The 23,270-nt window shown below is 61.1% G+C and carries 22 protein-coding genes; 9 read left to right on the forward strand and 13 right to left on the reverse strand.

Annotated features, from left to right (window positions below; translation table 11 throughout):
- Positions 1–53: 53 nt before the first annotated feature.
- The gene (locus ACYSTU_RS13245; RefSeq protein ID WP_024013352.1) at positions 54–1,274 is read left to right on the forward strand and encodes a putative DNA modification/repair radical SAM protein; all 1,221 of its coding nucleotides are present in this window, start codon (positions 54–56) and stop codon (positions 1,272–1,274) included.
- On the forward strand, positions 1,271–2,173 hold the full coding sequence (locus ACYSTU_RS13250) for a TIGR03915 family putative DNA repair protein (protein ID WP_257221793.1): 903 nt from the start codon (positions 1,271–1,273) through the stop codon (positions 2,171–2,173). The genes ACYSTU_RS13245 and ACYSTU_RS13250 overlap by 4 nt, the downstream gene beginning before the upstream one ends.
- A gap of 200 nt (positions 2,174–2,373) precedes the next feature.
- On the opposite strand, the gene ACYSTU_RS13255 is transcribed toward ACYSTU_RS13250, so the two are convergent.
- The 5 genes from ACYSTU_RS13255 to ACYSTU_RS13275 all read right to left on the reverse strand — a co-directional run bounded on the left by ACYSTU_RS13255 (position 2,374) and on the right by ACYSTU_RS13275 (position 8,589).
- Positions 2,374–3,393 (reverse strand): branched-chain amino acid aminotransferase, encoded by a 1,020-nt coding sequence (locus ACYSTU_RS13255; protein ID WP_024013350.1) that lies wholly within the window; start codon positions 3,391–3,393, stop codon positions 2,374–2,376.
- Between the two features lie 245 nt (positions 3,394–3,638).
- On the reverse strand, positions 3,639–5,012 hold the full coding sequence (gene lpdA / locus ACYSTU_RS13260) for a dihydrolipoyl dehydrogenase (protein ID WP_498999186.1): 1,374 nt from the start codon (positions 5,010–5,012) through the stop codon (positions 3,639–3,641).
- 6 nt (positions 5,013–5,018) lie between these two features.
- Positions 5,019–6,293, reverse strand: a complete 1,275-nt coding sequence (locus ACYSTU_RS13265) for a dihydrolipoamide acetyltransferase family protein (RefSeq protein ID WP_498999189.1) — start codon at positions 6,291–6,293, stop codon at positions 5,019–5,021.
- Positions 6,294–7,352 (reverse strand): alpha-ketoacid dehydrogenase subunit beta, encoded by a 1,059-nt coding sequence (locus ACYSTU_RS13270; RefSeq protein WP_003224000.1) that lies wholly within the window; start codon positions 7,350–7,352, stop codon positions 6,294–6,296.
- A 1-nt stretch (position 7,353) separates the two neighbouring features.
- Positions 7,354–8,589, reverse strand: coding sequence for a 3-methyl-2-oxobutanoate dehydrogenase (2-methylpropanoyl-transferring) subunit alpha (locus ACYSTU_RS13275; protein WP_071172847.1), 1,236 nt, complete (start codon positions 8,587–8,589; stop codon positions 7,354–7,356).
- 185 nt (positions 8,590–8,774) lie between these two features.
- On the opposite strand from ACYSTU_RS13275, the gene bkdR reads away from it, so the two are divergent.
- Positions 8,775–9,263: a Bkd operon transcriptional regulator BkdR gene (gene bkdR, locus ACYSTU_RS13280; protein WP_498999195.1), complete on the forward strand. Its 489-nt coding sequence runs from the start codon at positions 8,775–8,777 to the stop codon at positions 9,261–9,263.
- 164 nt (positions 9,264–9,427) lie between these two features.
- On the opposite strand, the gene ACYSTU_RS13285 is transcribed toward bkdR, so the two are convergent.
- On the reverse strand, positions 9,428–10,291 hold the full coding sequence (locus tag ACYSTU_RS13285) for an MBL fold metallo-hydrolase (protein ID WP_498999198.1): 864 nt from the start codon (positions 10,289–10,291) through the stop codon (positions 9,428–9,430).
- A gap of 92 nt (positions 10,292–10,383) precedes the next feature.
- Between ACYSTU_RS13285 and ACYSTU_RS13290 the strand changes: the two genes are divergently transcribed.
- From ACYSTU_RS13290 to ACYSTU_RS13300, 3 genes are all read left to right on the forward strand, one after another.
- Positions 10,384–10,725, forward strand: coding sequence for an ArsR/SmtB family transcription factor (locus ACYSTU_RS13290; RefSeq protein WP_016775194.1), 342 nt, complete (start codon positions 10,384–10,386; stop codon positions 10,723–10,725).
- A 168-nt stretch (positions 10,726–10,893) separates the two neighbouring features.
- A complete protein-coding gene (locus ACYSTU_RS13295) occupies positions 10,894–12,138 on the forward strand; it encodes an NAD(P)/FAD-dependent oxidoreductase (protein WP_498999202.1) in 1,245 nt (414 codons plus the stop codon).
- Between the two features lie 10 nt (positions 12,139–12,148).
- Complete coding sequence (locus ACYSTU_RS13300; RefSeq protein ID WP_133336674.1) at positions 12,149–12,949, forward strand: sulfite exporter TauE/SafE family protein; 801 nt, start codon at positions 12,149–12,151, stop codon at positions 12,947–12,949.
- A gap of 51 nt (positions 12,950–13,000) precedes the next feature.
- Here the strand turns inward: ACYSTU_RS13300 and ACYSTU_RS13305 are convergent, their stop codons facing one another.
- The 6 genes from ACYSTU_RS13305 to ACYSTU_RS13330 form a co-directional block, all read right to left on the reverse strand.
- Positions 13,001–14,281, reverse strand: coding sequence for a TRAP transporter large permease (locus tag ACYSTU_RS13305; protein WP_016775191.1), 1,281 nt, complete (start codon positions 14,279–14,281; stop codon positions 13,001–13,003).
- Positions 14,281–14,808, reverse strand: a complete 528-nt coding sequence (locus ACYSTU_RS13310; RefSeq protein ID WP_122700614.1) for a TRAP transporter small permease — start codon at positions 14,806–14,808, stop codon at positions 14,281–14,283. The genes ACYSTU_RS13305 and ACYSTU_RS13310 overlap by 1 nt, the downstream gene beginning before the upstream one ends.
- A gap of 75 nt (positions 14,809–14,883) precedes the next feature.
- Positions 14,884–15,858, reverse strand: coding sequence for a TRAP transporter substrate-binding protein (locus ACYSTU_RS13315; RefSeq protein ID WP_016775188.1), 975 nt, complete (start codon positions 15,856–15,858; stop codon positions 14,884–14,886).
- Between the two features lie 60 nt (positions 15,859–15,918).
- Positions 15,919–16,812 (reverse strand): SMP-30/gluconolactonase/LRE family protein, encoded by an 894-nt coding sequence (locus ACYSTU_RS13320; protein ID WP_016775187.1) that lies wholly within the window; start codon positions 16,810–16,812, stop codon positions 15,919–15,921.
- Between the two features lie 43 nt (positions 16,813–16,855).
- The gene (locus tag ACYSTU_RS13325) at positions 16,856–17,680 is read right to left on the reverse strand and encodes an NAD-dependent epimerase/dehydratase family protein (RefSeq protein ID WP_110645549.1); all 825 of its coding nucleotides are present in this window, start codon (positions 17,678–17,680) and stop codon (positions 16,856–16,858) included.
- Between the two features lie 272 nt (positions 17,681–17,952).
- Positions 17,953–19,248 carry an OprD family porin gene (locus ACYSTU_RS13330; RefSeq protein ID WP_498999211.1) on the reverse strand — a complete coding sequence of 432 codons (1,296 nt, stop codon included), beginning with the start codon at positions 19,246–19,248 and terminating at the stop codon, positions 17,953–17,955.
- Positions 19,249–19,556: 308 nt separating this feature from the next.
- Here ACYSTU_RS13330 and ACYSTU_RS13335 point away from each other — a divergent pair, with 308 nt between their 5' ends.
- The gene (locus tag ACYSTU_RS13335; RefSeq protein ID WP_498999213.1) at positions 19,557–21,212 is read left to right on the forward strand and encodes an MFS transporter; all 1,656 of its coding nucleotides are present in this window, start codon (positions 19,557–19,559) and stop codon (positions 21,210–21,212) included.
- Complete coding sequence (locus ACYSTU_RS13340) at positions 21,209–22,351, forward strand: HlyD family secretion protein (RefSeq protein ID WP_110600944.1); 1,143 nt, start codon at positions 21,209–21,211, stop codon at positions 22,349–22,351. Before ACYSTU_RS13335 ends, ACYSTU_RS13340 begins: the two co-directional genes overlap by 4 nt.
- Positions 22,352–22,416: 65 nt before the next feature.
- Here the strand turns inward: ACYSTU_RS13340 and ACYSTU_RS13345 are convergent, their stop codons facing one another.
- The gene (locus tag ACYSTU_RS13345; RefSeq protein WP_024013337.1) at positions 22,417–22,611 is read right to left on the reverse strand and encodes a hypothetical protein; all 195 of its coding nucleotides are present in this window, start codon (positions 22,609–22,611) and stop codon (positions 22,417–22,419) included.
- A gap of 107 nt (positions 22,612–22,718) precedes the next feature.
- Here ACYSTU_RS13345 and thpR point away from each other — a divergent pair, with 107 nt between their 5' ends.
- Positions 22,719–23,258, forward strand: coding sequence for an RNA 2',3'-cyclic phosphodiesterase (thpR, locus tag ACYSTU_RS13350; protein WP_136493689.1), 540 nt, complete (start codon positions 22,719–22,721; stop codon positions 23,256–23,258).
- The last annotated feature ends 12 nt before the right edge of the window (positions 23,259–23,270 follow it).

The following is a 23,270-nucleotide window of genomic DNA, read 5'->3' on the forward strand; positions in this document are numbered from 1 at the left end:
TTTCGCGGCGGGCGAGCCTATACTGTATATGCACACAGTAAAGAGCCCGCGCCATGCAAATCATCGACAAGCTGAGCATCCTCGCCGACGCCGCCAAGTACGACGCCTCCTGCGCCAGCAGCGGTGCGCCCAAGCGCAGCTCCGAGGGCAAGAGCGGGCTCGGTTCGACGGACGGCATGGGCATTTGCCACAGCTACACGCCGGACGGGCGCTGTGTGTCGTTGCTGAAAATCCTGCTGACCAACTTCTGCCTTTACGATTGCCAATATTGCGTCAACCGCCGTTCCAGCGATGTGCCGCGTGCGCGCTTCACCCCGGAAGAAGTCGTGACGCTGACCATGGATTTCTACCGCCGCAACTGCGTCAGCGGGCTGTTTCTCAGCTCCGGGATCATTCGCTCGGCGGACTACACCATGGAGCAACTGGTGCGCGTCGCCAAGTTGCTCCGCGAAGAGCACGAATTTCGCGGCTACATCCATTTGAAGACCATTCCGGAAGCCGATCCCGCCTTGATCGAAGAAGCCGGGCGCTATGCCGATCGCCTCAGCGTCAACATCGAACTGCCCACCGATGCCAGCCTGCAGACACTGGCGCCGGAGAAGGACATCACCTCGATCAAGCAAGCGATGAACACCATCTACACCGGCGTGCAAACAGTGTTGAACGAGCCGCGCTCGGCAAAATTCGCCCCGGCCGGGCAGAGCACGCAACTGATCGTCGGTGCCGATGACACCGACGACAGCACCATCCTCCACAGCGCTCAATCCCTGTATGGCAACTTCCGTTTGCGCCGGGTCTATTACTCGGCATTCAGCCCGATCCCCGACAGCCCGAAAAGCGTACCGCTCGCCGCGCCACCGCTGATGCGCGAGCACCGTTTGTATCAGGCTGATTTCCTCCTGCGCAGCTACGGCTACAGCGCTGACGAATTGCTCAAAGGCCCGGGCAATCTGGCGCTCGATATTGACCCGAAGCTGGCTTGGGCGCTGGAAAATCGCGAAGTGTTCCCGCTCGACCTCAATCGTGCCGACGCGACGTTGATCGCACGCATCCCGGGCATCGGCTTGCGCACCACCGAGCGCCTGGTCGAGTTGCGCCGTCAGCGCCGCATCCGTTACGAAGACGTGGCACGGATGCGCTGTGTGCTGGCCAAGGCCAAGCCGTTCATCATCACCAGCGATTACCACCCGCAACAGGCGGAAGTCACCAGTCACATGCTCTACCAGCAATTGCGCGACCGGCCGATGCCGCAGCAGATGGGGTTGTGGGGATGATCAGTCTCGATTGTGATGATCTGTTCGACACATGGCGCCAGCAGGCCCGCTGGTTGCTCAGCCATGAGATCGATCCGAGTCTGGTGAGCTGGGCGGCGGAAGGCGTTGGCGATCTGTTTGCCAGTGATGATCACGTGCCCGAAGGGCAGGGGCCGTTTCAGGCGCGTATTCCCCGTGCGCTGCTCGCCACCCTCGAACAAGCGGCGCGCTATCGCGGCGAACAGCGCTGGAGCCTGTTGTATGAAGTGCTCTGGCGGATCAGTCACGGCGACCGCACGGCGATGATGGCCGGCGACAAACTCGGCAGCGAGTTGCAGCGGCGCATCAAGCAGGTCAGCCGCGAGGCCCATCATCTGCATGCATTCGTGCGTTTCATCGAGCGGCCGAAGGATCTGCCTGGTCCACAATACGTGGCGTGGCACGAACCGGCGCATGACATCCTGCACAGCGCCAGCGAGCACTTTATCGGTCGCATGGGCCAGCATCGCTGGTTGATCGCCACACCGCGCGATGGTGTGTACTACGACGGTGAGCAGTTGATTCACGAGCGGCAATGCCCGATTGAATGGCAGCAACTGGCACAGAACGTCGATGACCCCCACGGCGATTTATGGTTGACCTACTACAGCCACATCTTCAACCCGGCGCGGTTGAACCCGAAGGTCATGCAAGGGCATCTGCCGGTGCGGTTCTGGAAGAATCTGCCGGAGGGGGAGTTGATACCGGGATTGATCACCCAGGCGCGGATGGGCAAACAGCAGAATGGGCAGGCGAGCGGGATTTCGGATCGGACGGGCAAGCGCATTGCCTCCAAAAATCAAAAGCAAACCCTCACCCCAGCCCTCTCCCGGAGGGAGAGGGAGCCGACCGAGGTGTTCTTGCGAACTCCATCGACCTGAATGGCCGAGGCGAACGCGATTTTTGAAAAGCGCACAAGTCGGCTCCCTTTCCCCCTCGCCCCCTTGGGGGCGGTCCGACGTTCCGGGAGGGCTGGGGTGAGGGGGTGACGTTCTTCAATACGACACCAGAGCCCAGCCCTACAAAAAAGCCCCCCACCAATCACTCGGTGGAGGGCTTTTGAGCATCAGCAGTCGTCAGATCAAACCTTGACGATCCAGCCCGCTGGCGCTTCGATGTCGCCGGTCTGCACACCGGTCAGCTCTTTGTAGAGCTTCTGAGTGACCGGACCGACTTCGGTTTCGCTGTGGAACACGTGCAGGTGGTCGTTGTAGCTGATACCACCAATCGGGGTGATCACCGCGGCGGTACCGCAGGCGCCGGCTTCCTTGAAGTCCGACAGCTTGTCGATCAGCACGTCGCCTTCGACCACTTCCAGGCCCAGACGCGATTTTGCCAGTTCGATCAGCGACAGGCGGGTGATGCCTGGCAGGACCGACGGCGAGTTCGGGGTGACGAACTTGTTGTCGTGGGTGATCCCGAAGAAGTTGGCCGAACCGACTTCCTCGATCTTGGTGTGGGTCATCGGATCGAGGTAGATCGCGTCGGCGAAGTTGGCTTTCTTGGCTTTCGAGCCCGGCATCAGGCTGGCGGCGTAGTTGCCACCGACCTTGGCCGCACCGGTGCCTTGCGGGGCCGCGCGGTCGTAGCTGGAGATCTGGAAGTTGTGCGGGGTCAGGCCGCCCTTGAAGTAGGCGCCGACCGGGATGCAGAAGATCGAAAAGATGAACTCGGGCGCGGTGCGTACGCCGATGTTGTCACCGACGCCGATCACGAACGGGCGCAGGTACAGCGCGCCGCCAGTGCCGTAAGGCGGGATGAAACGCTCGTTGGCGCGAACCACGGCTTTGCAGGCTTCGATGAACTGCTCGGTGTCGACCGTCGGCATCAGCAGACGCGCGCAGCTGCGTTGCATGCGCAGGGCGTTCTGGTCCGGGCGGAACAGGTTGATCGAGCCGTCCTTGCAGCGATAGGCCTTCATGCCTTCGAAGCACTGCTGACCATAGTGAAGGGCGGTGGAGCCTTCGCTGATGTGCAGGACGTTATCTTCGGTCAGGGTGCCTTTGTCCCACTCGCCATCGCGAAAGTACGACAGATAGCGCTTGTCGGTCTTGATGTAGTCAAAACCCAGCTTGTCCCAATTGATGCTTTCGTTACCCATGACACCCTCTATCACTGAACAACCGCCGAAACGGTTCAAGGCTTCTGACGTTTTTTTGGATGGGCACAACAATACTTCATTCTTGAGCGGTTTCGCAGCTTGTGGCGAGGGGATTTATCCCCGCTGGGCTGCGAAGCGGCCCCTTTGGCTCAGATATCTGACGTTCGGCGGTGGCCGATTTTGCGGTCGCTGCGCAACCCAGCGGGGATAAATCCCCTCGCCACAGCGGCATTCGGCTGCAACTGTCACAGATGCAACGCATGCCCCAGCGCCCGCAACGCCGCTTCCTGCACCGCTTCGCCCAAGGTGGGGTGAGCATGAATGGTGCCGCCGATGTCTTCCAGGCGCGCGCCCATTTCCAGGCTCTGCGCGAATGCCGTCGACAATTCGGAAACCCCGACGCCCACCGCTTGCCAGCCGACAATCAGATGATTGTCACGACGTGCGACCACGCGGACGAAGCCGCTTTTCGATTCCAGGGTCATTGCGCGGCCGTTGGCGGCGAACGGGAAGCTTGCAACGATGCAGTCCAGCCCGGCAGCCTTGGCCTCGTCCGGAGTTTTGCCGACCACCACCAGTTCCGGGTCGGTAAAGCACACGGCGGCGATGGCGGTCGGGTTGAATTCGCGGCGCTTGCCGCTGATCAGCTCGGCAACCATCTCGCCCTGAGCCATGGCGCGGTGGGCCAGCATCGGTTCGCCGCTCACGTCGCCAATGGCGTAGACGTTGCGCATGCTGGTCTGGCAACCGCTGTCGATCTTGATCGCCGAACCGTTCATGTCCAGATTCAACGCTTCGAGATTGAAGCCCTGCGTATTGGGTTTGCGTCCGACCGCGACCAGTACCTGATCGGTTTCCAGATTGAGGGTTTCGCCTTCGGGATCGCGCACCTGCAACTTGCCGTCGAAACCCAGCACGCTGTGCTTGAGGTACAGCTTCACACCCAGTTGCTTGAGCGCCTCATGCACCGGTTGCGTCAGTTCTGCGTCATAGGCCGGCAGGATGCGGTCCTGCGCCTCGACCACGCTGACTTCGGCGCCGAGCTTGCGATAGGCGATGCCCAGCTCCAGACCGATGTAACCACCGCCGACCACCACCAGACGCTTCGGCACAGCCGTCGGCGCCAGCGCTTCGGTGGAGGAGATGATTGGCCCGCCAATCGGCAGGATCGGCAGGTTGACGCTGGTCGAACCGGTGGCCAGCACCAGATGCTCGCACTGGATTCGGGTATCGCCGACTTCCACGGTTTTGCCGTCGATGATTTTCGCCCAGCCGTTGATGACCTGAACCTTGTTTTTCTTCAACAGCGCGGCGACGCCAGTGGTCAGGCGATCAACGATGCCGTCCTTCCACTCCACACTTTTGCTGATATCCAGGGTCGGCGCGGCAACGCTGATGCCCAACGCCGAATGCTTGCTGTGATGCTGCGTCTGATGAAACTGCTCAGCCACATGAATCAGCGCTTTCGACGGAATGCAGCCGATATTCAGGCAGGTGCCGCCCAACGATTGGCCTTCGACCAGGATGGTCGGGATGCCCAGTTGCCCAGCGCGGATCGCGGTAACGTAACCGCCGGGGCCGCCGCCGATGATCAGCAGCGTAGTGTTCAGAGATTGCATTCGGGCTTACTCCACAAACAAGGTGGCGGGTTGTTCGAGCAAGCCACGAATGGCCTGAATGAAGAGCGCCGCGTCCATGCCGTCGACCACGCGATGATCGAAGGAGCTGGAGAGGTTCATCATCTTGCGGATCACCACTTGGCCTTTGACCACCATTGGCCGTTCGACGATTTTGTTCACGCCGATAATGGCCACTTCCGGCAGGTTCAGCACCGGCGTGCTGACAATGCCGCCCAGCGCACCGAGGCTGGTGAGCGTAATGGTCGAACCGGACAGCTCATCGCGGCTGGCCTTGCCATTGCGCGCGGCGTTGGCCAAACGCGAAATTTCCGCGGCGCTGTCCCACAGGCTGCGCGCTTCGGCGTGACGCACGACGGGCACCATCAGGCCGACATCGCTTTGCGTGGCGACGCCGACATGCACCGCACCGAGGCGGGTGATGACTTGCGCTTCGTCATCGTAACGGGCGTTCATCTGCGGGAAGTCGCGCAGGGCGACGACCAGCGCGCGAACGAGGAACGGCAGCAAGGTCAACTTGCCACGGCTGGCGCCATGTTTTTCATTCAGGTGCGCTCGCAGTTCTTCGATCGCGGTGACGTCGATTTCCTCGACATAGCTGAAATGCGCTGCGCGCTGCGTGGCGTCCTGCATGCGCTGGGCGATCTTGCGACGCATGCCGATCACTTGAATCTGTTCTTCGTCGTTGCGTTGAGCGTAAGCGGCAGCGGCCGGCGCCGAAGCATTCGACTGACCTTGCGCCAGATAGGCCTCAAGATCCTCATGCAACACGCGACCGGCCGGGCCGGTGCCGCGCACCAGACGCAATTGAATGCCCAGATCCAGCGCATGTTTGCGCACGGCTGGCGAGGCCAGCGGACGCTCACTGGCTTCGCGGGCAACCATGGGACCCTGGCAAACGGCAGCCGGACGTGGTGCGGCGGCTGCGGCGGGCTTGCTTTCGACAGCGACCTCAACTTTCGGCGCAACCGGTGCTTCTTTGACAGCCGCAGGTGCGGCGGACTCTTTAAGGTTGCCGGCTCCTTCGACTTCGATGCTGATCAACACACTGCCGACCGCCATCACTTCACCCGGCTGACCACCGAGGGCAATCACTTTCCCGTGTACCGGCGACGGAATATCGACCATCGCCTTGTCGGTCATCACATCCGCCAGTACCTGGTCTTCAACCACCAGATCGCCCACCTTGACGTGCCACTGCGACAGTTCTACTTCTGCGATGCCTTCGCCAATGTCCGGCATCTTGATAACGTGCGTGCCCATTCAGACCTCCATGACCCGTTTCAACGCCGCGCCCACGCGGGACGGCCCTGGGAAATACGCCCACTCCTGCGCGTGCGGGTAGGGAGTGTCCCAACCGGTGACGCGCTCGATCGGCGCTTCCAGGTGATGGAAGCAATGCTCTTGCACCAGCGACACCAGCTCGGCGCCGAAACCGCAGGTGCGGGTAGCTTCGTGAACCACCACGCAGCGGCCGGTTTTCTTCACCGACTTGACGATGGTCTCCAGATCCAGCGGCCACAGGCTGCGCAGGTCGATGACTTCGGCATCGACGCCGGATTCTTCGGCAGCGACTTGCGAGACGTATACGGTGGTGCCGTAGGTCAGCACGGTCACGTCCTTGCCCGGGCGAGTGATCGCAGCGACGTCCAGCGGCACGGTGTAGTAACCGTCCGGCACCTGGGCTTGCGGGTGTTTCGACCACGGGGTTACCGGGCGGTCGTGATGGCCATCGAACGGGCCGTTGTACAGGCGTTTCGGCTCAAGGAAGATCACCGGGTCATCGTTTTCGATGGAGGCGATCAGCAAACCTTTGGCGTCGTACGGGTTGGACGGCATCACCGTGCGCAGACCGCAGACCTGAGTGAACATTGCCTCGATGCTCTGGCTGTGGGTCTGGCCGCCGTAGATGCCGCCGCCGCATGGCATGCGCAGGGTCATCGGTGCGGTGAACTCGCCGGCCGAGCGATAACGCAGGCGCGCCGCTTCGGAAATGATCTGGTCGGAGGCGGGGTAGACGTAGTCGGCGAACTGGATTTCGGCGACCGGACGCAAACCGTAGGCGCCCATGCCGACGGCCACGCCGACGATGCCGCTTTCCGAGATCGGCGCGTCGAACACCCGCGAGGTGCCGTACTTGGTCTGCAGGCCTTCGGTGCAGCGGAACACGCCGCCGAAGTAGCCGACGTCCTGACCGAAGACGACGACGTTGTCATCACGCTCAAGCATCACATCCATGGCCGAGCGCAGGGCCTGGATCATGGTCATGGTGGTCGTGGTCATGGCGGTTTCCAACTGAATATTGTTGTTGTGATCGTTCATGTCAGATCCCCAACTGCTGACGCTGGCGCTTCAAGTGCTCCGGCATCTCTTTGTAGACGTCTTCGAACATGGTCGCGGCGCTTGGAATCTGCCCGCCGGCGAGGGTGCCGTACTGTTCGGCCTGTTTCTGCGCGGCAATCACTTCGGCTTCGAGTTCGGCGCTGACGGCAGCGTGTTCTTCTTCCGACCAGTGGCCTACCTTGATCAAGTGCTGTTTCAGACGCGCGATCGGATCGCCGAGCGGGAAGTGGCTCCAGTCATCGGCAGGGCGGTATTTTGATGGGTCGTCGGAGGTCGAGTGCGGGCCGGCGCGGTAGGTGACCCATTCGATCATGGTCGGGCCGAGGTTGCGCCGGGCGCGTTCGGCAGCCCAGGCGGAAGCGGCGTAGACCGCGTAGAAGTCGTTGCCATCGACCCGCAGCGAGGCGATGCCGCAACCGACGCCGCGTCCGGCGAAAGTCGTGGCTTCACCGCCGGCGATGGCCTGGAAGGTGGAAATAGCCCACTGGTTATTCACGACATTGAGGATCACCGGCGCGCGATAAACGTGGGCGAAGGTGAGGGCGGTGTGGAAGTCCGATTCGGCGGTGGCGCCGTCACCGATCCACGCCGAGGCGATTTTGGTGTCGCCCTTGATCGCCGAGGCCATGCCCCAGCCAACGCCCTGAATGAATTGGGTGGCGAGGTTGCCGGAAATGGTGAAGAAACCGGCGTCCTTGACCGAGTACATGATCGGCAACTGGCGGCCCTTGAGCGGATCGCGCTCGTTGGACAGCAACTGGCAGATCAGGTCGACCAGCGGCACATCGCGGGCCATGAGGATGCTTTGCTGGCGGTAGGTCGGGAAGCACATGTCGTCGATGTTCAGCGCCAACGCCTGGGCGCTGCCGATGGCTTCTTCGCCAAGGCTCTGCATGTAGAACGACATCTTTTTCTGCCGCTGGGCGACGACCATGCGGTTGTCGTAGATGCGCGTCTTGAGCATCGCGCGCATGCCTTTGCGCAGGATCTCGACCGGCACGTTTTCGGCCCACGGGCCGAGGGCGTTGCCCTGATCGTCGAGCACGCGAATGAGGCCACGGGCGAGGTCGGCGGTGTCAGCGGGTTCTACATCGACAGGAGGTTTGCGCACCGTACCGGCATCGGTCAGATGCAGGTAGGAAAAATCGGTTTTGCAGCCGGGACGGCCCGAGGGTTCAGGGACGTGCAGGCGCAGCGGTTCATACGCTTGGGTCATGGCTTCTACGCTCGATCTTGTGAATTTCTTGTAGTGAGCTGGCAGTCATTCCCGGGTAGGGGAAATCTTGTCCTACAACAATCATAGGCGTGGCCAAGAAGAATATTTCTCTGTGTTTCGTTGCGCTGGCGACCATTTGCAGATAGAAATTCTGCATAAACATAAAAAACAGGTGGTTTTGTCTCATGCGCAAACTGGACCGTACCGACATCGGCATTCTCAACAGCCTTCAAGAGAACGCGCGGATCACCAATGCCGACCTCGCCCGTTCGGTGAACCTGTCGCCGACGCCATGCTTCAACCGGGTCAAGGCCATGGAAGAATTGGGTCTGATTCGCGAGCAGGTCACGCTGCTGGATGCCGGTCTGCTGGGGCTGCATGTGAATGTGTTCATTCACGTCAGCCTGGAAAAGCAGGTGGAGGAAGCGCTGCAGCACTTCGAGGAGGCGATTTCTGATCGGCCGGAGGTGATGGAGTGCTATCTGATGGCCGGCGACCCGGATTATCTGATCCGTGTGCTGGTGCCGAGCATTCAGTCGCTGGAACGCTTCATGATGGATTTTCTGACCAAGGTGCCGGGGGTGGCGAACATCCGCTCCAGCTTTGCGCTCAAGCAGGTGCGCTACAAGACCGCGTTGCCGTTGCCGGCCAATGGGTTGACGTTGGGCAATTGATACGACTGACCTGCAGACGCCGATCGTTCCCACGCTCCGCGTGGGAATGCCGCCAGGGACGCTCCGCGTTCCGCCTCAAGAAGTGACGCAGAGCGTCACGGGATGCATTCCCACGCGGAGCGTGGGAACGATCAACGATCAGACTTAGGGCGCCTGACTAGGGGTCAGAGTTTGTTCAGCGGAATCTTCAGGTACACCACGCCATTGTCCTCAGGCGCAGGCAGATTCCCAGCCCGCACGTTCACCTGAATCGCCGGCAGCAGCAACGTCGGCATGCCTAACCCAGCGTCACGTGTCGTGCGCATCTCGACGAACGCCGCTTCATCGATCCCGTCATGCACATGAATATTGCTTTTGCGCTGTTCGCCGACAGTGGTCTGGCACTGTGAGGCGCGGCCCTCGGGCGGGTAATCGTGGCAGACGTAAAGCTTCACGCTGGCCGGAAACGCCAGCAGCTTCTGGATTGACTTGAACAATTGCTGCGCATTGCCGCCAGGGAAATCACAGCGCGCGGTGCCGACGTCGGGCATGAACAGCGTGTCGCCTACGAGGATATGTTCACCGTCGATCAGGTAGGCCATGTCCGCTGGCGTATGGCCGGGGACGTGCAGGGCGGTAGCCTTGAGGTTGCCGATCATGAACGACTCGTTCGGCGCGAACAAATGATCGAACTGCGAGCCATCGACGCAAAATTCCGGCTCCAGATTGAACAGCGCCTTGAACACATTCTGCACTTTGCTGATCGATTCACCGATGGCGATCTTGCCCCCCAGTTCCCGACGCAGGTACGGCGCGGCAGACAGGTGATCGGCGTGGGCGTGGGTTTCCAGCAGCCATTGCACTTGCAGCCGGTGCGCACGCACGAAAGCGATGATCTTGTCCGCCTGCGCCGTGCCGGTGCGCCCGGCGGCGCCATCATAGTCGAGCACCGGGTCGACGATCGCGCACTGGCCGCCGTCGGCTTCGTAGACCACGTAGCTGTAGGTCGAGGAGGCGGGGTCGAGGAACGCTTCAATCAGGGCGGGCATGGCGAAAACCTGTGCTGGGTAATTTCGGGTTGCAACACTTTATGTAAAAACATAATGTTCGCAGCTTAAGTGACCTTCAAGGCCTCGTGCAAATGCAATCCAGTCTGACCGAATGTGAAGTCGCCCAACTGCGCGCCTCGGCGTCCAAAGCCTGCGCGCTGCTCAAGGCTCTGGCCAATGAGGATCGCCTGTTGATCCTCTGTCAACTGACCCAGGGCGAACGCAACGTCGGCGAGCTGGAAAAAATGACCGGCGTACGCCAGCCGACGCTGTCCCAGCAACTGGGCATCTTGCGCGATGAAGGGCTGGTCGCGACTCGCCGTGAAGGCAAATATATTTTCTACGGCTTGGCCAGTCACGAAGTGATCCAGGTGATGAAAACCCTTTCGGGGCTGTATTGCGGAGCGGTACTGAAGAGCTGGGAACAGCCATAAATGCCAGCCCTAACACTTACTTACCCTGTGGGAGCTGGCTTGCCAGCGATGAGGACTTATCAGCCAATATTTATGTGACTGACACACCGCTTTCGCTGGCAAGCCAGCTCCCACAGGTTCTTTGGTTTGACCCGAACAAATCCTTGCGTGCAGCAAAAGGAACAAGCAATGAACGATCAACACTGGGGCCCATCCATCAGTGCGGACATCGTGGTCATCGGCGGTGGCACGGCCGGCATCGGTTTTGTCGCCAGCCTGCTCAAGCGTGACCCGCAGCTCAAAGTCACCGTGATCGAACCGAGTTCACAGCACTACTATCAACCGGCGTGGACGCTGGTCGGCGGTGGTGCGTTTGATGTGAAAGACACCGTCAGGCCGATGAGCCAAGTCATGCCACGGCAGGCGACGTGGATTCAGGCCAGTGTCAGCGCCATTGACCCGCAAAGCCGCCAACTCACTCTCGACGACCAGCGCACCGTCAGCTATCAAAACCTGATCGTCTGCCCCGGCCTGCGCCTGGCCTGGGAGAAAATCGAAGGCTTGCAGGAAAGCCTCGGCCAGCACGGCGTCACTTCCAACTACAGCTATCAACACGCCCAGTACACCTGGGATCAAGTGCAGAAACTACGCGACGGCCGGGCGCTGTTTACCCAGCCAGCGATGCCGATCAAATGCGCCGGCGCACCGCAAAAAGCCCTGTATCTGTCTTGCGATTACTGGCGCAAATCCGCCGTGCTGAAAGACATCAATGTCGAATTCAACTTGGCTGGCGCTGCGCTGTTTGGCGTGCCGACCTTCGTGCCGCCGCTAATGAAGTACATCGAACAGTACGACGCGCAACTGGCGTTCAACTCGAATCTGGTCAAGGTCGACGGCCCGGCGAAAACCGCGTGGTTTGAAGTAAAGGACGCCGACGGCAATGTCAGCCGGGTCGCGAAAACCTTCGATCTGCTGCACGTCGTGCCGCCACAAGTCGCGCCGGATTTCATCGCCCAGAGTCCGCTGGCCGATGCCGGCGGTTGGTGCGAGGTCGATCCGCACAGCCTGCAGCATCCGCGCTATCCAGACGTGTTCGCACTGGGCGATATCTGCGGCACCAGCAACGCGAAAACCGCCGCAGCGGTGCGCAAGCAGGTGGTCGTCGTTGCGCAGAACCTGCTGGCCGCGCGCAAACAACAGCCGCTGCCGCTCAAGTACGACGGCTACGGCTCGTGCCCGCTGACGGTGGAGAAGGGCAAGGTGATCCTCGCCGAGTTCGGCTATGGCGGCAAACTGCTGCCGACTTTCCCGCTGGACCCGACCGTGGCCCGCCGTTCGGCGTGGTGGCTGAAGGCGACGTTGCTGCCGTGGTTCTACTGGCACGGCATGCTCAAGGGCCGCGAGTGGCTGACGCGTCTGTCCAGGGTCGACTGAGAAAACCCCTATGTTGCTGGCAAGTCTGTTTGGCGTGGTGATGGGGTTGGTCCTCGGCCTGACTGGCGCGGGCGGCGGGATTCTCGCGGTGCCGGCGCTGGTGCTCGGGCTCGGCTGGACGATGACGCAAGCGGCGCCGGTGGCCTTGTTTGCGGTCGGCAGCGCGGCGGCGGTCGGGGCGATCGACGGTTTGCGCCATGGCCTGGTGCGTTACCGCGCGGCGCTGTTGATCGCGGCACTGGGCGCGGTGTTTTCGCCGCTGGGGATCTACTTCGCACATCAGTTGCCGGAAAAGATTCTGATGATGCTGTTCAGCCTGCTGATGGTCCTGGTCGCCTGGCGGATGTTCAGAAAGGAGCGTCAGCAAGCCGGGCCGAGCGATCACGGCCATGCCAGTTGGGGGCAGAAAAACTGCATGCTCAACGAGCAGACCGGGCGCTTCGACTGGACCGCCAAATGCACCGCCACCCTGGCTGCACTGGGAGCGGTTACTGGCGTGGTTTCGGGTTTACTGGGCGTCGGCGGCGGCTTTCTGATTGTGCCGGCGTTCAAGCAACTGACCGATGTGCAGATGCGCGGCATCGTTGCGACGTCGTTGATGGTGATCAGTCTGATTTCCGCGATCGGGGTGATCGGCGCGTTTCATGCGGGGGTGCGTATCGACAGCCAGGGCGCGGCGTTCATTGTCGCCAGCATCGTTGGCATGCTCATCGGTCGCAGGCTGTGCGCGCAGGTGCCGGCGCGGGCGTTGCAGGTGGGGTTTGCCAGTGTCTGTCTGGTGGTTGCGGGGTACATGTTGTTGCGGGCGTGAAGAACAACAGATCGCAGCCTCCTTGCACGAAGCTGCGATCTTCTCAGCGGGTTACAACACCAGGTGCGGCAGCCACAGCGAAATCGCCGGAACGTAGGTCACCAGCAGCAGCACCAGGAACAGCACGCCATAGAACGGCAGCAGCGCTTTTACGGTGCTTTCGATACTGACCTTGCCCACCGCCGAGCCGACGAAGAGCACGGCGCCCACCGGCGGTGTTATCAATCCGATCCCCAGGTTGACCAGCATGATCATGCCGAACTGCACCGGATCGACACCGATGCCCATGATCACTGGCATCAGGATCGGCGTGAGGATCAGGATCAGCGGCGCCATGTCCATCACCGTGCCAAGCAACAGCAACATGACGTTGATGCACATCAGGATCACGTAGCGGTTGTCCGACAGGGTCAGGAACAGCGTGGTGATTTTCGCCGGAATCTGCATCAGCGTCATGATGTAGCCGAAGCTGGCGGCGAAACCGATCAGGATCATCACGATGGAGATGGTGCGCACCGTGCGATGCATCAGCTTGGGCAACTCGCTCCATTTGTAATCGCGGTAGATGAACATGGTCACGAAGAATGACCACAGCACCGCGATGGCCGCCGATTCAGTGGCGGTGAAAATACCCGAGAGGATGCCGCCGAGGATGATCACCATCGCCATCATGCCCCACAGGGCTTCGCCGACGATCTTCAGCGCCTGGCGCATCGGAATCACTTCGCCCTTGGGGTAGTTGCGCTTTTTCGCGAAGATCAGGCACAGCACCATCAGGCAGGCGCTCATCAGCAGGCCCGGGACGATGCCGGCCATGAACAGCGAAGCGATCGACACCGTACCGCCAGCGGCCAGCGAGTAGAGCACCGAGTTGTGGCTTGGCGGAGTCAGCAGGGCTTGCACTGAACCGCTGACGGTCACGGCGGTGGAGAAGTCCCGTGGATAACCCTTGCGCTCCATCTCCGGAATCAGCACCGAACCCACAGACGCAGTGTCGGCCACCGAAGAACCGGAGATCGCACCGAAGAACGTCGAGGCAACAATGTTGACCAGCGACAGACCACCACGGACGAAACCTACCAGCACGCCGGCACACGCCACCAACCGCCGGGACATGCCGCCCTCGGCCATGATCGCACCGGCGAGGACGAAGAACGGAATGGCCAGCAGCGAGAATTTGTTCACCCCCGAGGCGACCTGGATCATCACCGCCTGGAAGGGAATGTCGATCCACCAAGCGCCGATCAGCGCAGCGGCGCCCAACGCGTAAGCGACCGGCATGCCGATCAGGATCAATACGATAAAACTGCCCAGCAGGATCAGAGCGTCCATTAAACGGCACCTTCACTTTCTTCAACCAGGTCGAACTGCACGACCCGACGTTTGCTCTGGTCACCGAGCAAGAGTTTTTCCACGACAAAAATCAATGTCAGCAAACCGCCCACGGGGATCGGCAGATAGGTCACGCCAACCCGCAGATCGGGCAGGGCGGCCATGAACTGGTTCCAGGTGGACATGCACAGCTTGGTGCCCCAGATGGTCATGAAGATGCAGATGGCCGCCATCAGCAGTTGCGAAAAAATCGCCGCTGCGGCTTTCATTTGCGCCGGCATGCGGTCGGTGAGCATGGCCACGGCCATGTGCGCACCAGCGCGATAACTGGCGGCGGCGCCGATGAAGGTGAACACCATCATCAGCAGGATCGCCGTCGGCTCAGGCCAGCTCGAACCGGTGCCGAGCACGTAACGGGCGAAGACGCCCCAGGGAATCATCAGGGAAATCGCCAGGACAGAAAGGCCGGCGACCCAGATGCACGTCATGTAGATCTTGTCGTTGATACGCAGCAGCAGATTCTTCATCGGGTTCCACCGTAACCGGGCGCGCCTGAACCGCTGGCGCGCCGGGCCTTTTTCATGAGTACGGAGCGGGAGGCGTTACTGAACGGCTTCGATCTTTTTGATCAGATCGGCATAAGGCGCGCCGTATTTTTCGCGAACCGAGGCCGTAGCGTCGTAGAAAGGTTTCTTGTCAACGGTGATGAACTCGACACCGGCAGCCTTGAGTTTTTCCTCGCTGGCAGCGGACTTCTTGTCCCACAGCACGCGCTCTTCAGCCTGGGCAGCCTTGGCGGCTTTCTTGACCATTTCCTGCTGATCCGGGGTGAGTTTTTCCCAGGTGATTTTCGACATCACGATTGGCTCTGGCAGGATTAGGTGACCGGTCAGGCTGTAGAACTTGGCGTTCTGGAAGTGGTTGTGTTCGAGCAGGGTCGGCGGGTTGTTCTCCGCACCGTCGATCACGCCGGTCTGCAGGGCACTGAAGATTTCGCCGGTATCCATGGCGATGCCGTTACCGCCCATGGCGTTCATCATGTCGATGAACATCGGGTTGCCTTGTACGCGGATCTTCATGCCCTTGAGGTCTTCGAGCTTGCGCACCGGTTTCTTGGTGTAGATGTTGCGCGTGCCGCCGTCCATCCAGGCCAGGGCCACCAGGCCGAATTCAGAGTTGGTGATTTTGCCGAGGATCTCGTCGCCCACCGGTCCGTCGATGACGTTACGCATGTGTTGCTGATCGCGGAAGATGAACGGCATGTTGAACACGTTCACATCCGGCACCACGGGGCCGACGATCCCCAGGCTGACGCGGGACAACTGCACTGCGCCGACCTGCATCTGCTCGATGACTTCCTTTTCCGATCCCAGCACACCGCCCGGGAAATACTGGAAAGTCAGTTCGCCGTTGGTTTCCTTGGTCAGGGCCTTGCCCATGTTTTCTTCAGCCACCACGGTTGGATAACCGGCGGGGTGAATGTCGGCAAATTTGAGTTTCATTTCCGCCTGAGCGGCACCGGCAAAGGTGAACATCAGCGGGAGTGCAGCGGCGAGCAAGGTGCGTTTGAAGTTCATGGGGGTGAGTCTCCAGTCTTGTTATTTTTGTGTTCAAGGCGCAGCGGTGCAGCAGAGGGTCTAAAGCAAATCGTTGAATTGCGGTTCGGCGAGGCCTTTGACGCCTGGCTTCAGGGCGAACACGCCGCCGGCCAGGGATTGCGGGTCGTGGTCATCGCCGGGGCGAATCGAGGCGACAAACAAGGTGTCCAGGTTGCTGCCGCCGAAAGCGCACATGGTCGGTTTCTTCACCGGTACTTCCAGCGAGAAATCCAGTCGGCCGTCCGGGGCGAAGCGGTGGATCAGGCCGGCGTCGTTGGCGCAGATCCAGTAGCAGCCTTCGGCATCCACGGCGGCGCCATCGGGGCGGCCGGGGAAATGATTCATGTCGACGAAGATTCGGCGATTCGATGGCGTGCCGGTCTCGGTGTCGTAATCGAAGGCCCAGATCAGTTGCACATCGGGGTGCGAATCCGACAGGTACATGGTTTTGCCGTCAGGGCTGAAAGCGAGGCCATTGGGCACGATGAAGCCATCCAGCTGCGCTTCGACCACGCCCGTCTGCCCGGCGCCGTAGCGATAGAGCCGGCCTTCAGGCGCGTTCAGGCCCATGTTCAGCACCATGCTGCCGGCCCAGAAACGCCCTTGGCGATCGCAGCGACCGTCGTTGAGGCGCATGTCGGCGCGGCTGTGCTCGACGGTGGCGAGCAATTCGCTGTCGAGGCTGCCGTCGCTGTGCGGGTGCAGGCGAAAGAAACCGCTTTCCATGCCAGCGACCCAGCCGCCACTGCGGTGGCGGGTGATGCAGGCGAGCATTTCCGGGGCCTTCCAAGAGGCAACATGCCCGGTGTCAGCGCTCCAGCGTTGCAGCCCGCCGTTGGGAATATCGACCCAGTACAGGGCGTTTTCCTGCGGCACCCAGACCGGGCTTTCACCGACCGCGTTGCGGGCGTCGACGATCAATTCGGCTTGCATACTCATTCCCATGGTTTTTATTAAAGGGGATCAAGTCGAACGGTCAGTCGCCGAACGGGCCTGCTGCGACGAAAGCGCCGCCTTGGTAGATCCGCGCCGGGTCATCGTCGGCTGGCATCGGTTGCGCTTCGACCTTGTCGCGGAACACTTCCGAGGTGTCCTTGGCTTCGAAACCGAGGTGGCTGGCGTAGCGGTTGTCCCACCAGACGTCTTTGTTGGCGGACATGCCGTAGACCACGGTGTGGCCGACGTTCGGTGTGTACAGCGAGCGTTCCAGCAGTTGCGTGAGATCGTCGAAGCTCAGCCAGGTGTGCATCATCCGGCGGTTCTGCGGTTCGGGGAACGAGGAGCCGATGCGGATGCTGACGGTTTCGATGCCGTAGCGATCGAAGTAGAAACTGGCCATGTCTTCGCCGTAGGACTTGGACAGACCGTAGTAACCATCGGGACGACGCGCCGAGGTGGCGTCGAGCTGTTGGTCCTGTTTGTAGAAACCGATGACGTGGTTGGAGCTGGCGAAGATCACCCGCTTCACACCGTGCTTGCGCGCCGCTTCGTAAATGTGGAACACGCCGCTGATGTTGGCACCGAGGATTTCTTCGAACGGACGCTCGACCGAAACGCCGCCGAAATGCAGGATCGCATCGACCCCTTCGACCAGTTGATGCACGGCTTGCTTGTCGGCGAGGTCGCAGAGCACGACTTCTTCGTGGTCATCGACGGCCGGGGCGAGGGCGGCGATGTCGGACAGGCGCAGCACATTGGCGTAAGGGCGCAGGCGTTCGCGCAACACTTTGCCCAGGCCGCCGGCGGCACCGGTCAGCAGCAGGCGGTTGAAAGGAGCGCGGGGGGTAGAGGTAGACGTCATGGCAATCCCTGAACACATTGTTATTAGGTTTGTTGTAGGTTGTCGTATGACTGCGCTGAAGTATCGGTAGGGTTTCCGGATCTTGTCAACGCGACTTTTGGTGTAGATGACGGAAGGGGCGATTCATTTTCTCAAGACCCGATACCTGCCTTGCAATGCAATTTCCTTGTGGGAGCGAGCCTGCTCGCGAATGCGGTGTGCCAGTCAGAACAAATCGACTGGTCCGGCGCTTTCGCGAGCAAGCTCGCTCCCACAGGGTAAACCGCCAACCGTTACAACAACGAAATCGGATAGCTGATAAAAATCCGGTTCTCGTCAAATTCGTTGGTGCTGAAGTCCCGGCGAATGGTCGCGTTGCGCCATTTCACGTTGAGGTTCTTCAGCGGGCCGCTCTGCACGGTGTAGGCCAGCTCCGATTCGCGGCCCCATTCCTTGCCGTCATTGGTGGTGGCGGTGTGCACGTTATCGCCGCTGATGTAGCGGTTCATCAGGGTCAGGCCAGGCACGCCCAGCGCAACGAAGTTGTAGTCGTGACGCACCTGCCAGGAGCGCTCTTTGGCGTTGTCATAACTGGCGTTGTAGCTGTCGTTGGCCAGGGTGCCGCCGCTGGTGCCGTTGACGCGCATCCAGGCATCGTCGCCGGTGAGTTTCTGCAGGCCGACGTAGAAGGTGTTGCCACCGTACTTGGCCGAGAGCAGGGCGAACGCGGTCTTGTTGTCGAGGTCGCCCGCCTGAGCGCTGCCGTCTTCCTTGCCGGTGAAGAAACCGAGGTTGGCGCCCAGCGTCCAGTCGCCCAGCGGCTGGCTGTGGCTGAGGTTGAAATACTGCTGCTGGTAGATGTCGGTGAGCTCGGCGTACCACACGCCGACCATCGTGCGCTTTTCGTTGAAGCTGTATTCGCCGCCGCCGAAGTTGAAGCGATCGGAGGTGAACGCACCGCGGCCGTTCATCGACATGTCTTCCATGCTCGCGTCGTTGCGCGGGCTGTTGCCACGGAACTGGCCGCCGTAGACGGTCAGGCCGTTGATCTCGGTGGACGTGATCTGCCCGCCGCGAAAGGTCTGCGGCAGGGAGCGGCCGTCGTCGGAGCGCAGGATCGGCAGCACCGGCATCCATTCACCGACTTTCAGTTCGGTCTTCGAGACTTTGGCTTTCAGCGCCACGCCGAGGCGGCCGAAGTTGTCGGCCGGGCGGCCGTCATCATGGATCGGCAACAACTGCGTACCGCCAGTGCCTTTGCCACCATCGAGCTTCTGCGAGTACATGCCAAGGATGTCGAGGCCGAAGCCGACGGTGCCCTGGGTGAAGCCGGATTTGGCGTCGAGAATGAAGTTCTGCGTCCATTCTTCAGCCTTGCCCTGCGGATTGGCCGGGTTGACGAAGTTGCGGTTGAAGTAGGCGTTGCGCAGGTTCAGCGTGGCTTTGCTGTCGTCGAGAAAACCCTCGGCATCGGCGCTCATCGGCAGGGCCAGAGCGAGGCTGCTGCAACCGATCAGGCTGAGGGTCGAACGCGGTTTGAAATGGGCAAAACGTGAAGGGCGGACGGAATTGCGGGCGAGTGGGCTCACTGTGACGCTCCCTGGATCGTTTGTTGTTTTTATTATTTGTCATACGTCGTCGTACAACATCGATGCGGATATTTCCCAGATTTACGGGGATTGTCAACTGGAAGTTAGCGATGACCTCCCATGCGACGCAGAACCCCTGTGGGAGCGAGCCTGCTCGCGAATGCGGACTTTCCTTCAATGAAGTTGTCGACTGACACAGCGCTTTCGCGAGCAGGCTCGCTCCCACCGGGTTCCTTGGTGTCCGTCGAGTCGTGTATTGCCTGTCAAATTGCGGCAAACTTCCCTCACCCCCAGCACCAGGCCGATCCATGGATAAATACGCCCCGCGCAACTGGCAACCCCACGAAAAGCCCAGCCTGCCCGGTTCTCCGTCGACACCACTGCACTCCACGCCCAAGCGCCTGGCGTACGCGGCGGTTGGCGTGCTGGTGGCAGTGACCGGTGGGCTGGGGAATTCGCTGGTGGTTGCCAACCTGCCTTACCTGCAAGGCTCGCTCGGCGCGACCACGGCGGAGATGGCCTGGCTGCCGGCGGCGTATGTGATGACCAACGTGTCGATGAACCTGCTGCTGGTGAAGTTTCGCCAGCAGTTCGGCTTGCGCGCGTTCACCGAGGTGTTTCTGGTGCTGTATGCCCTAGTGACCTTCGGCCATTTGTTTGTCAACGATCTGAACTCGGCAGTGGCGGTGCGGGCTGCCCACGGCATGGTCGGTGCGGCGCTGAGCTCGCTGGGTCTGTATTACATGGTCCAGGCGTTCCCGGCGAAATGGCGTCTCAAAGCGTTGGTGCTCGGCCTCGGCACGTCGCAACTGGCGTTACCGCTGGCGCGGCTGTTTTCCGAAGACTTGCTGCAGATCGCCGAATGGCGCGGCTTGTACTTGTTCGAACTGGGCATGGCCCTGCTGTCACTCGGCTGTGTGTTGCTGCTGAAGTTGCCGCCCGGTGACCGCTTCAAAACCTTTGAAAAACTCGATTTCCTCACCTTCGCCATCCTCGCCACGGGTGTGGCGTTGTTGTGCGCGGTGCTGTCGCTGGGGCGGATCGACTGGTGGCTGGAGGCAGACTGGATCGGCGTGGCGCTGGCCTGTTCGATCGCGCTGATCATCATGGGCCTGGCCATCGAGCACAACCGCAGCAACCCGATGCTGATGACCCGCTGGCTGGGCAGCGGAACGATGATCCGCCTGGCGCTGGCGGTGACTCTGATCCGCATGGTCACCTCGGAGCAATCCACCGGCGCGGTGGGGTTCATGCAGAACCTCAACATGGGCTATGAGCAGTTGCACAGTCTGTACGTGGTGATGCTGATCGGCAGCATCGCCGGGCTTGCCACCAGCGCACTGACTATCGACCCCAAACACTTGCTGATGCCGTTGATCATTTCCTTGGCGCTGATGGCCACTGGTTCGGTGATGGACAGCTTCTCGAACAACCTGACCCGTCCCGCCAACATGTATTTCAGCCAGTTTCTACTGGCGTTCGGCAGTACGTTTTTTCTCGGCCCGACCATGGTCTTCGGCACGCGCAACGTGCTGACCAATCCGCGCAACCTGGTGAGTTTTTCCGTGCTGTTCGGGATCTGCAACAACCTCGGCGGACTGCTCGGCGCGGCGTTGCTTGGCACTTTTCAGATCGCGCGGGAGAAGTACCATTCCAGCCACATCGTCGATCATCTGGTGATGTCCGATCCTTTGGTGGCTGCGCGAGTGCAGAGCGGCGGCTCGGCGTTCGGCGGTTTGCTCGCCGACCAGAGCCTGCGCAATCTGGCCGGCATTCGCAGCCTCGCCAATGCGGCGACACGCGAAGCGAACGTGCTGGCCTATAACGATGTCTTCATGCTGATCGCGGTCATTGCCGTCCTGACCATGATCTGGCTTTCGATTCGTGCGTTGTGGCTGATGAGCACCACCAAAGCCATTGAGCCGACACCTTCCGTACCACCCAGCGGTGCCACTTCTTCATGACCGAACCGACCACCACAACCACCAACGCCATCGCCGCCACACCTGAAGGGGAGGCGCCGCCGTCATCACCCAACACTGCGCCGCGTTCGCTGCGGGTGCGGATCATTTCTTCGCTGGGCTTTGCCGCAATCGCCATCGTCGGCGTGTTGATCGTGTTGTATGCCTGGCAACTGCCGCCATTCAGCAGTGCGGTCGAAACCACCGAAAACGCCTTGATTCGCGGGCAGGTGACGATCATCGGGCCGCAGCTCAGCGGCTATGTGTTCGAGGTGCCGGTGCAGGACTTCCAGTACGTCAAGGCCGGGGATCTGCTGGTGCGTCTGGACGACCGCATTTATCAGCAACGCCTCGACCAGTCCTTGGCACAACTGGCAGTACAGAAGGCCGGACTGGCCAACGTCGTGCAGCAGCGCAACAGCGCCGAAGCGACGATCAAATTGCGTCAGGCGGTGCTTGCCGACAGCCAGGCGCAGTTGCGCAAGAGCGAGGCCGATCTGCGGCGTAATCAGGAACTGGTGCGCGACGGCTCGGTGTCCAAACGCGAGTTCGACGTGACCCTTGCTGCCAACGCGCAGAGCACGGCTTCTGTGGCGCAGGCCAAGGCCAATCTGGAAATCGCCCGGCAGGATCTGCAAACAGTGATCGTCAATCGCGGCTCGCTGGAGGCTGCCGTGGCCAGTGCTGAAGCGGCGGTGCAACTGGCGCGGATCGATCTGTCGAACACACGGATTGTCGCCCCGCGCGACGGCCAGCTCGGGCAGATCGGCGTGCGCTTGGGGGCCTACGTCAACTCCGGCGCGCAGCTGATGGCGTTGGTCCCGGACCAGAAGTGGGTGATCGCCAACATGAAGGAAACCCAGATGGCCAACGTGCGGGTCGGGCAACCGGTACGCTTCACCGTCGACGCCTTGAACCACCGCAGATTCACCGGCCACGTGCAGCATATTTCGCCGGGCACCGGCTCGGAATTTGCCTTGCTGCAGGCCGACAACGCCACCGGCAACTTCGTCAAGATCGCCCAGCGCGTGCCGGTGCGCATCACCATCGATCCCGACCAGCAGGAAGAAGAACGCTTGCGGCCGGGGATGTCAGTGGTTGTCAGCATCGACACCGCCGCCGGCGACACCCAACCCCACTGATCAATGCATGACCCTGTGGGAGCGAGCCTGCTCGCTCCCACAGGATTAGTGCTCACGAGCTCTATTCATTCGGGCGAGGGGGTGACCCGGCAACTTTTGCGGTTGCGGATCTGCTCGTCGCTGGGCCTCTCACGAACGAATTCGAAGCGCGGTTCGCCTTCGCTGTAATGCACCAGCCAGCCCCATTCCAGTTCGCTTTCGTCCTGTCCGGGATGCGGTGGCCGGGCCCACCAGGGTTCTTTGCTGAGGATCTCGCGCATGGCAGCCTCCGGTTGATGGCAATCCTTGAACTATAGCTTCCTGTCGCGAGTCGTCAGAACAGGCTGTGTAGAATCGGCGCGATCATGACGATATGGGGGGCAGGGCGATGATGGATGAAGTGCGTAGGGATGAACCGTCGAAACGGCTGTTTTTCGCTTTGGACTGCCCGCCGGCGCAGCGCAAGGCAATCGCCCAGTGGCGCGCGGAACTGGGCCTGCGCAGCGGCAAACCGGTGCCGACGGATAACTTTCATCTGACTCTGCTGTTTCTCGGTGCGGTGCCGCTGGCGCAAATCCATGGCGTCTGTGAAGCAGCGGGCAGTGTGCGTATTCCCGGCGAAACGTTGCGCATTGCGCTGGATCGTTTGCAGGTCTGGCATCGCCCCGGTGTGCTATCGCTGGCACCGGAACAGGCGCCGCCCGCGTTGTTGCGCCTGGTCTACGCGCTGGAGCAGGCGATGCTGCCGTTCGGCTTTGAAGAAGCCACCCGCGAGTTCCGCCCGCACCTGACGCTGGCCCGCGAGTACCGCGCGCCGGAGCCGGAATCGCGCACGCCGCCGGAGTTCTTTCTGCGTGCTGAACGCTTCGCTCTGTTCGAATCGCACAAGGGTCGCTATCGGGTTTTGCAGGACTGGCCGCTGATCTGAACGAACAAAAAA

This window comes from Pseudomonas glycinis (assembly GCF_054871425.1).

Bases quoted from the DNA above. Each gene is read 5' to 3' on its own strand.
- ACYSTU_RS13245 (WP_024013352.1), top strand. From the start codon at position 54: ATGCAAATCATCGACAAGCTGAGCATCCTCGCCGACGCCGCCAAGTAC.
- ACYSTU_RS13250 (WP_257221793.1), top strand. From the start codon at position 1,271: ATGATCAGTCTCGATTGTGATGATCTGTTCGACACATGGCGCCAGCAG.
- ACYSTU_RS13255 (WP_024013350.1), bottom strand. From the start codon at position 3,393: ATGGGTAACGAAAGCATCAATTGGGACAAGCTGGGTTTTGACTACATC.
- lpdA (WP_498999186.1), bottom strand. From the start codon at position 5,012: ATGCAATCTCTGAACACTACGCTGCTGATCATCGGCGGCGGCCCCGGC.
- ACYSTU_RS13265 (WP_498999189.1), bottom strand. From the start codon at position 6,293: ATGGGCACGCACGTTATCAAGATGCCGGACATTGGCGAAGGCATCGCA.
- ACYSTU_RS13270 (WP_003224000.1), bottom strand. From the start codon at position 7,352: ATGAACGATCACAACAACAATATTCAGTTGGAAACCGCCATGACCACG.
- ACYSTU_RS13275 (WP_071172847.1), bottom strand. From the start codon at position 8,589: ATGACCCAAGCGTATGAACCGCTGCGCCTGCACGTCCCTGAACCCTCG.
- bkdR (WP_498999195.1), top strand. From the start codon at position 8,775: ATGCGCAAACTGGACCGTACCGACATCGGCATTCTCAACAGCCTTCAA.
- ACYSTU_RS13285 (WP_498999198.1), bottom strand. From the start codon at position 10,291: ATGCCCGCCCTGATTGAAGCGTTCCTCGACCCCGCCTCCTCGACCTAC.
- ACYSTU_RS13290 (WP_016775194.1), top strand. From the start codon at position 10,384: ATGCAATCCAGTCTGACCGAATGTGAAGTCGCCCAACTGCGCGCCTCG.
- ACYSTU_RS13295 (WP_498999202.1), top strand. From the start codon at position 10,894: ATGAACGATCAACACTGGGGCCCATCCATCAGTGCGGACATCGTGGTC.
- ACYSTU_RS13300 (WP_133336674.1), top strand. From the start codon at position 12,149: ATGTTGCTGGCAAGTCTGTTTGGCGTGGTGATGGGGTTGGTCCTCGGC.
- ACYSTU_RS13305 (WP_016775191.1), bottom strand. From the start codon at position 14,281: ATGGACGCTCTGATCCTGCTGGGCAGTTTTATCGTATTGATCCTGATC.
- ACYSTU_RS13310 (WP_122700614.1), bottom strand. From the start codon at position 14,808: ATGAAGAATCTGCTGCTGCGTATCAACGACAAGATCTACATGACGTGC.
- ACYSTU_RS13315 (WP_016775188.1), bottom strand. From the start codon at position 15,858: ATGAACTTCAAACGCACCTTGCTCGCCGCTGCACTCCCGCTGATGTTC.
- ACYSTU_RS13320 (WP_016775187.1), bottom strand. From the start codon at position 16,812: ATGCAAGCCGAATTGATCGTCGACGCCCGCAACGCGGTCGGTGAAAGC.
- ACYSTU_RS13325 (WP_110645549.1), bottom strand. From the start codon at position 17,680: ATGACGTCTACCTCTACCCCCCGCGCTCCTTTCAACCGCCTGCTGCTG.
- ACYSTU_RS13335 (WP_498999213.1), top strand. From the start codon at position 19,557: ATGGATAAATACGCCCCGCGCAACTGGCAACCCCACGAAAAGCCCAGC.
- ACYSTU_RS13340 (WP_110600944.1), top strand. From the start codon at position 21,209: ATGACCGAACCGACCACCACAACCACCAACGCCATCGCCGCCACACCT.
- ACYSTU_RS13345 (WP_024013337.1), bottom strand. From the start codon at position 22,611: ATGCGCGAGATCCTCAGCAAAGAACCCTGGTGGGCCCGGCCACCGCAT.
- thpR (WP_136493689.1), top strand. From the start codon at position 22,719: ATGATGGATGAAGTGCGTAGGGATGAACCGTCGAAACGGCTGTTTTTC.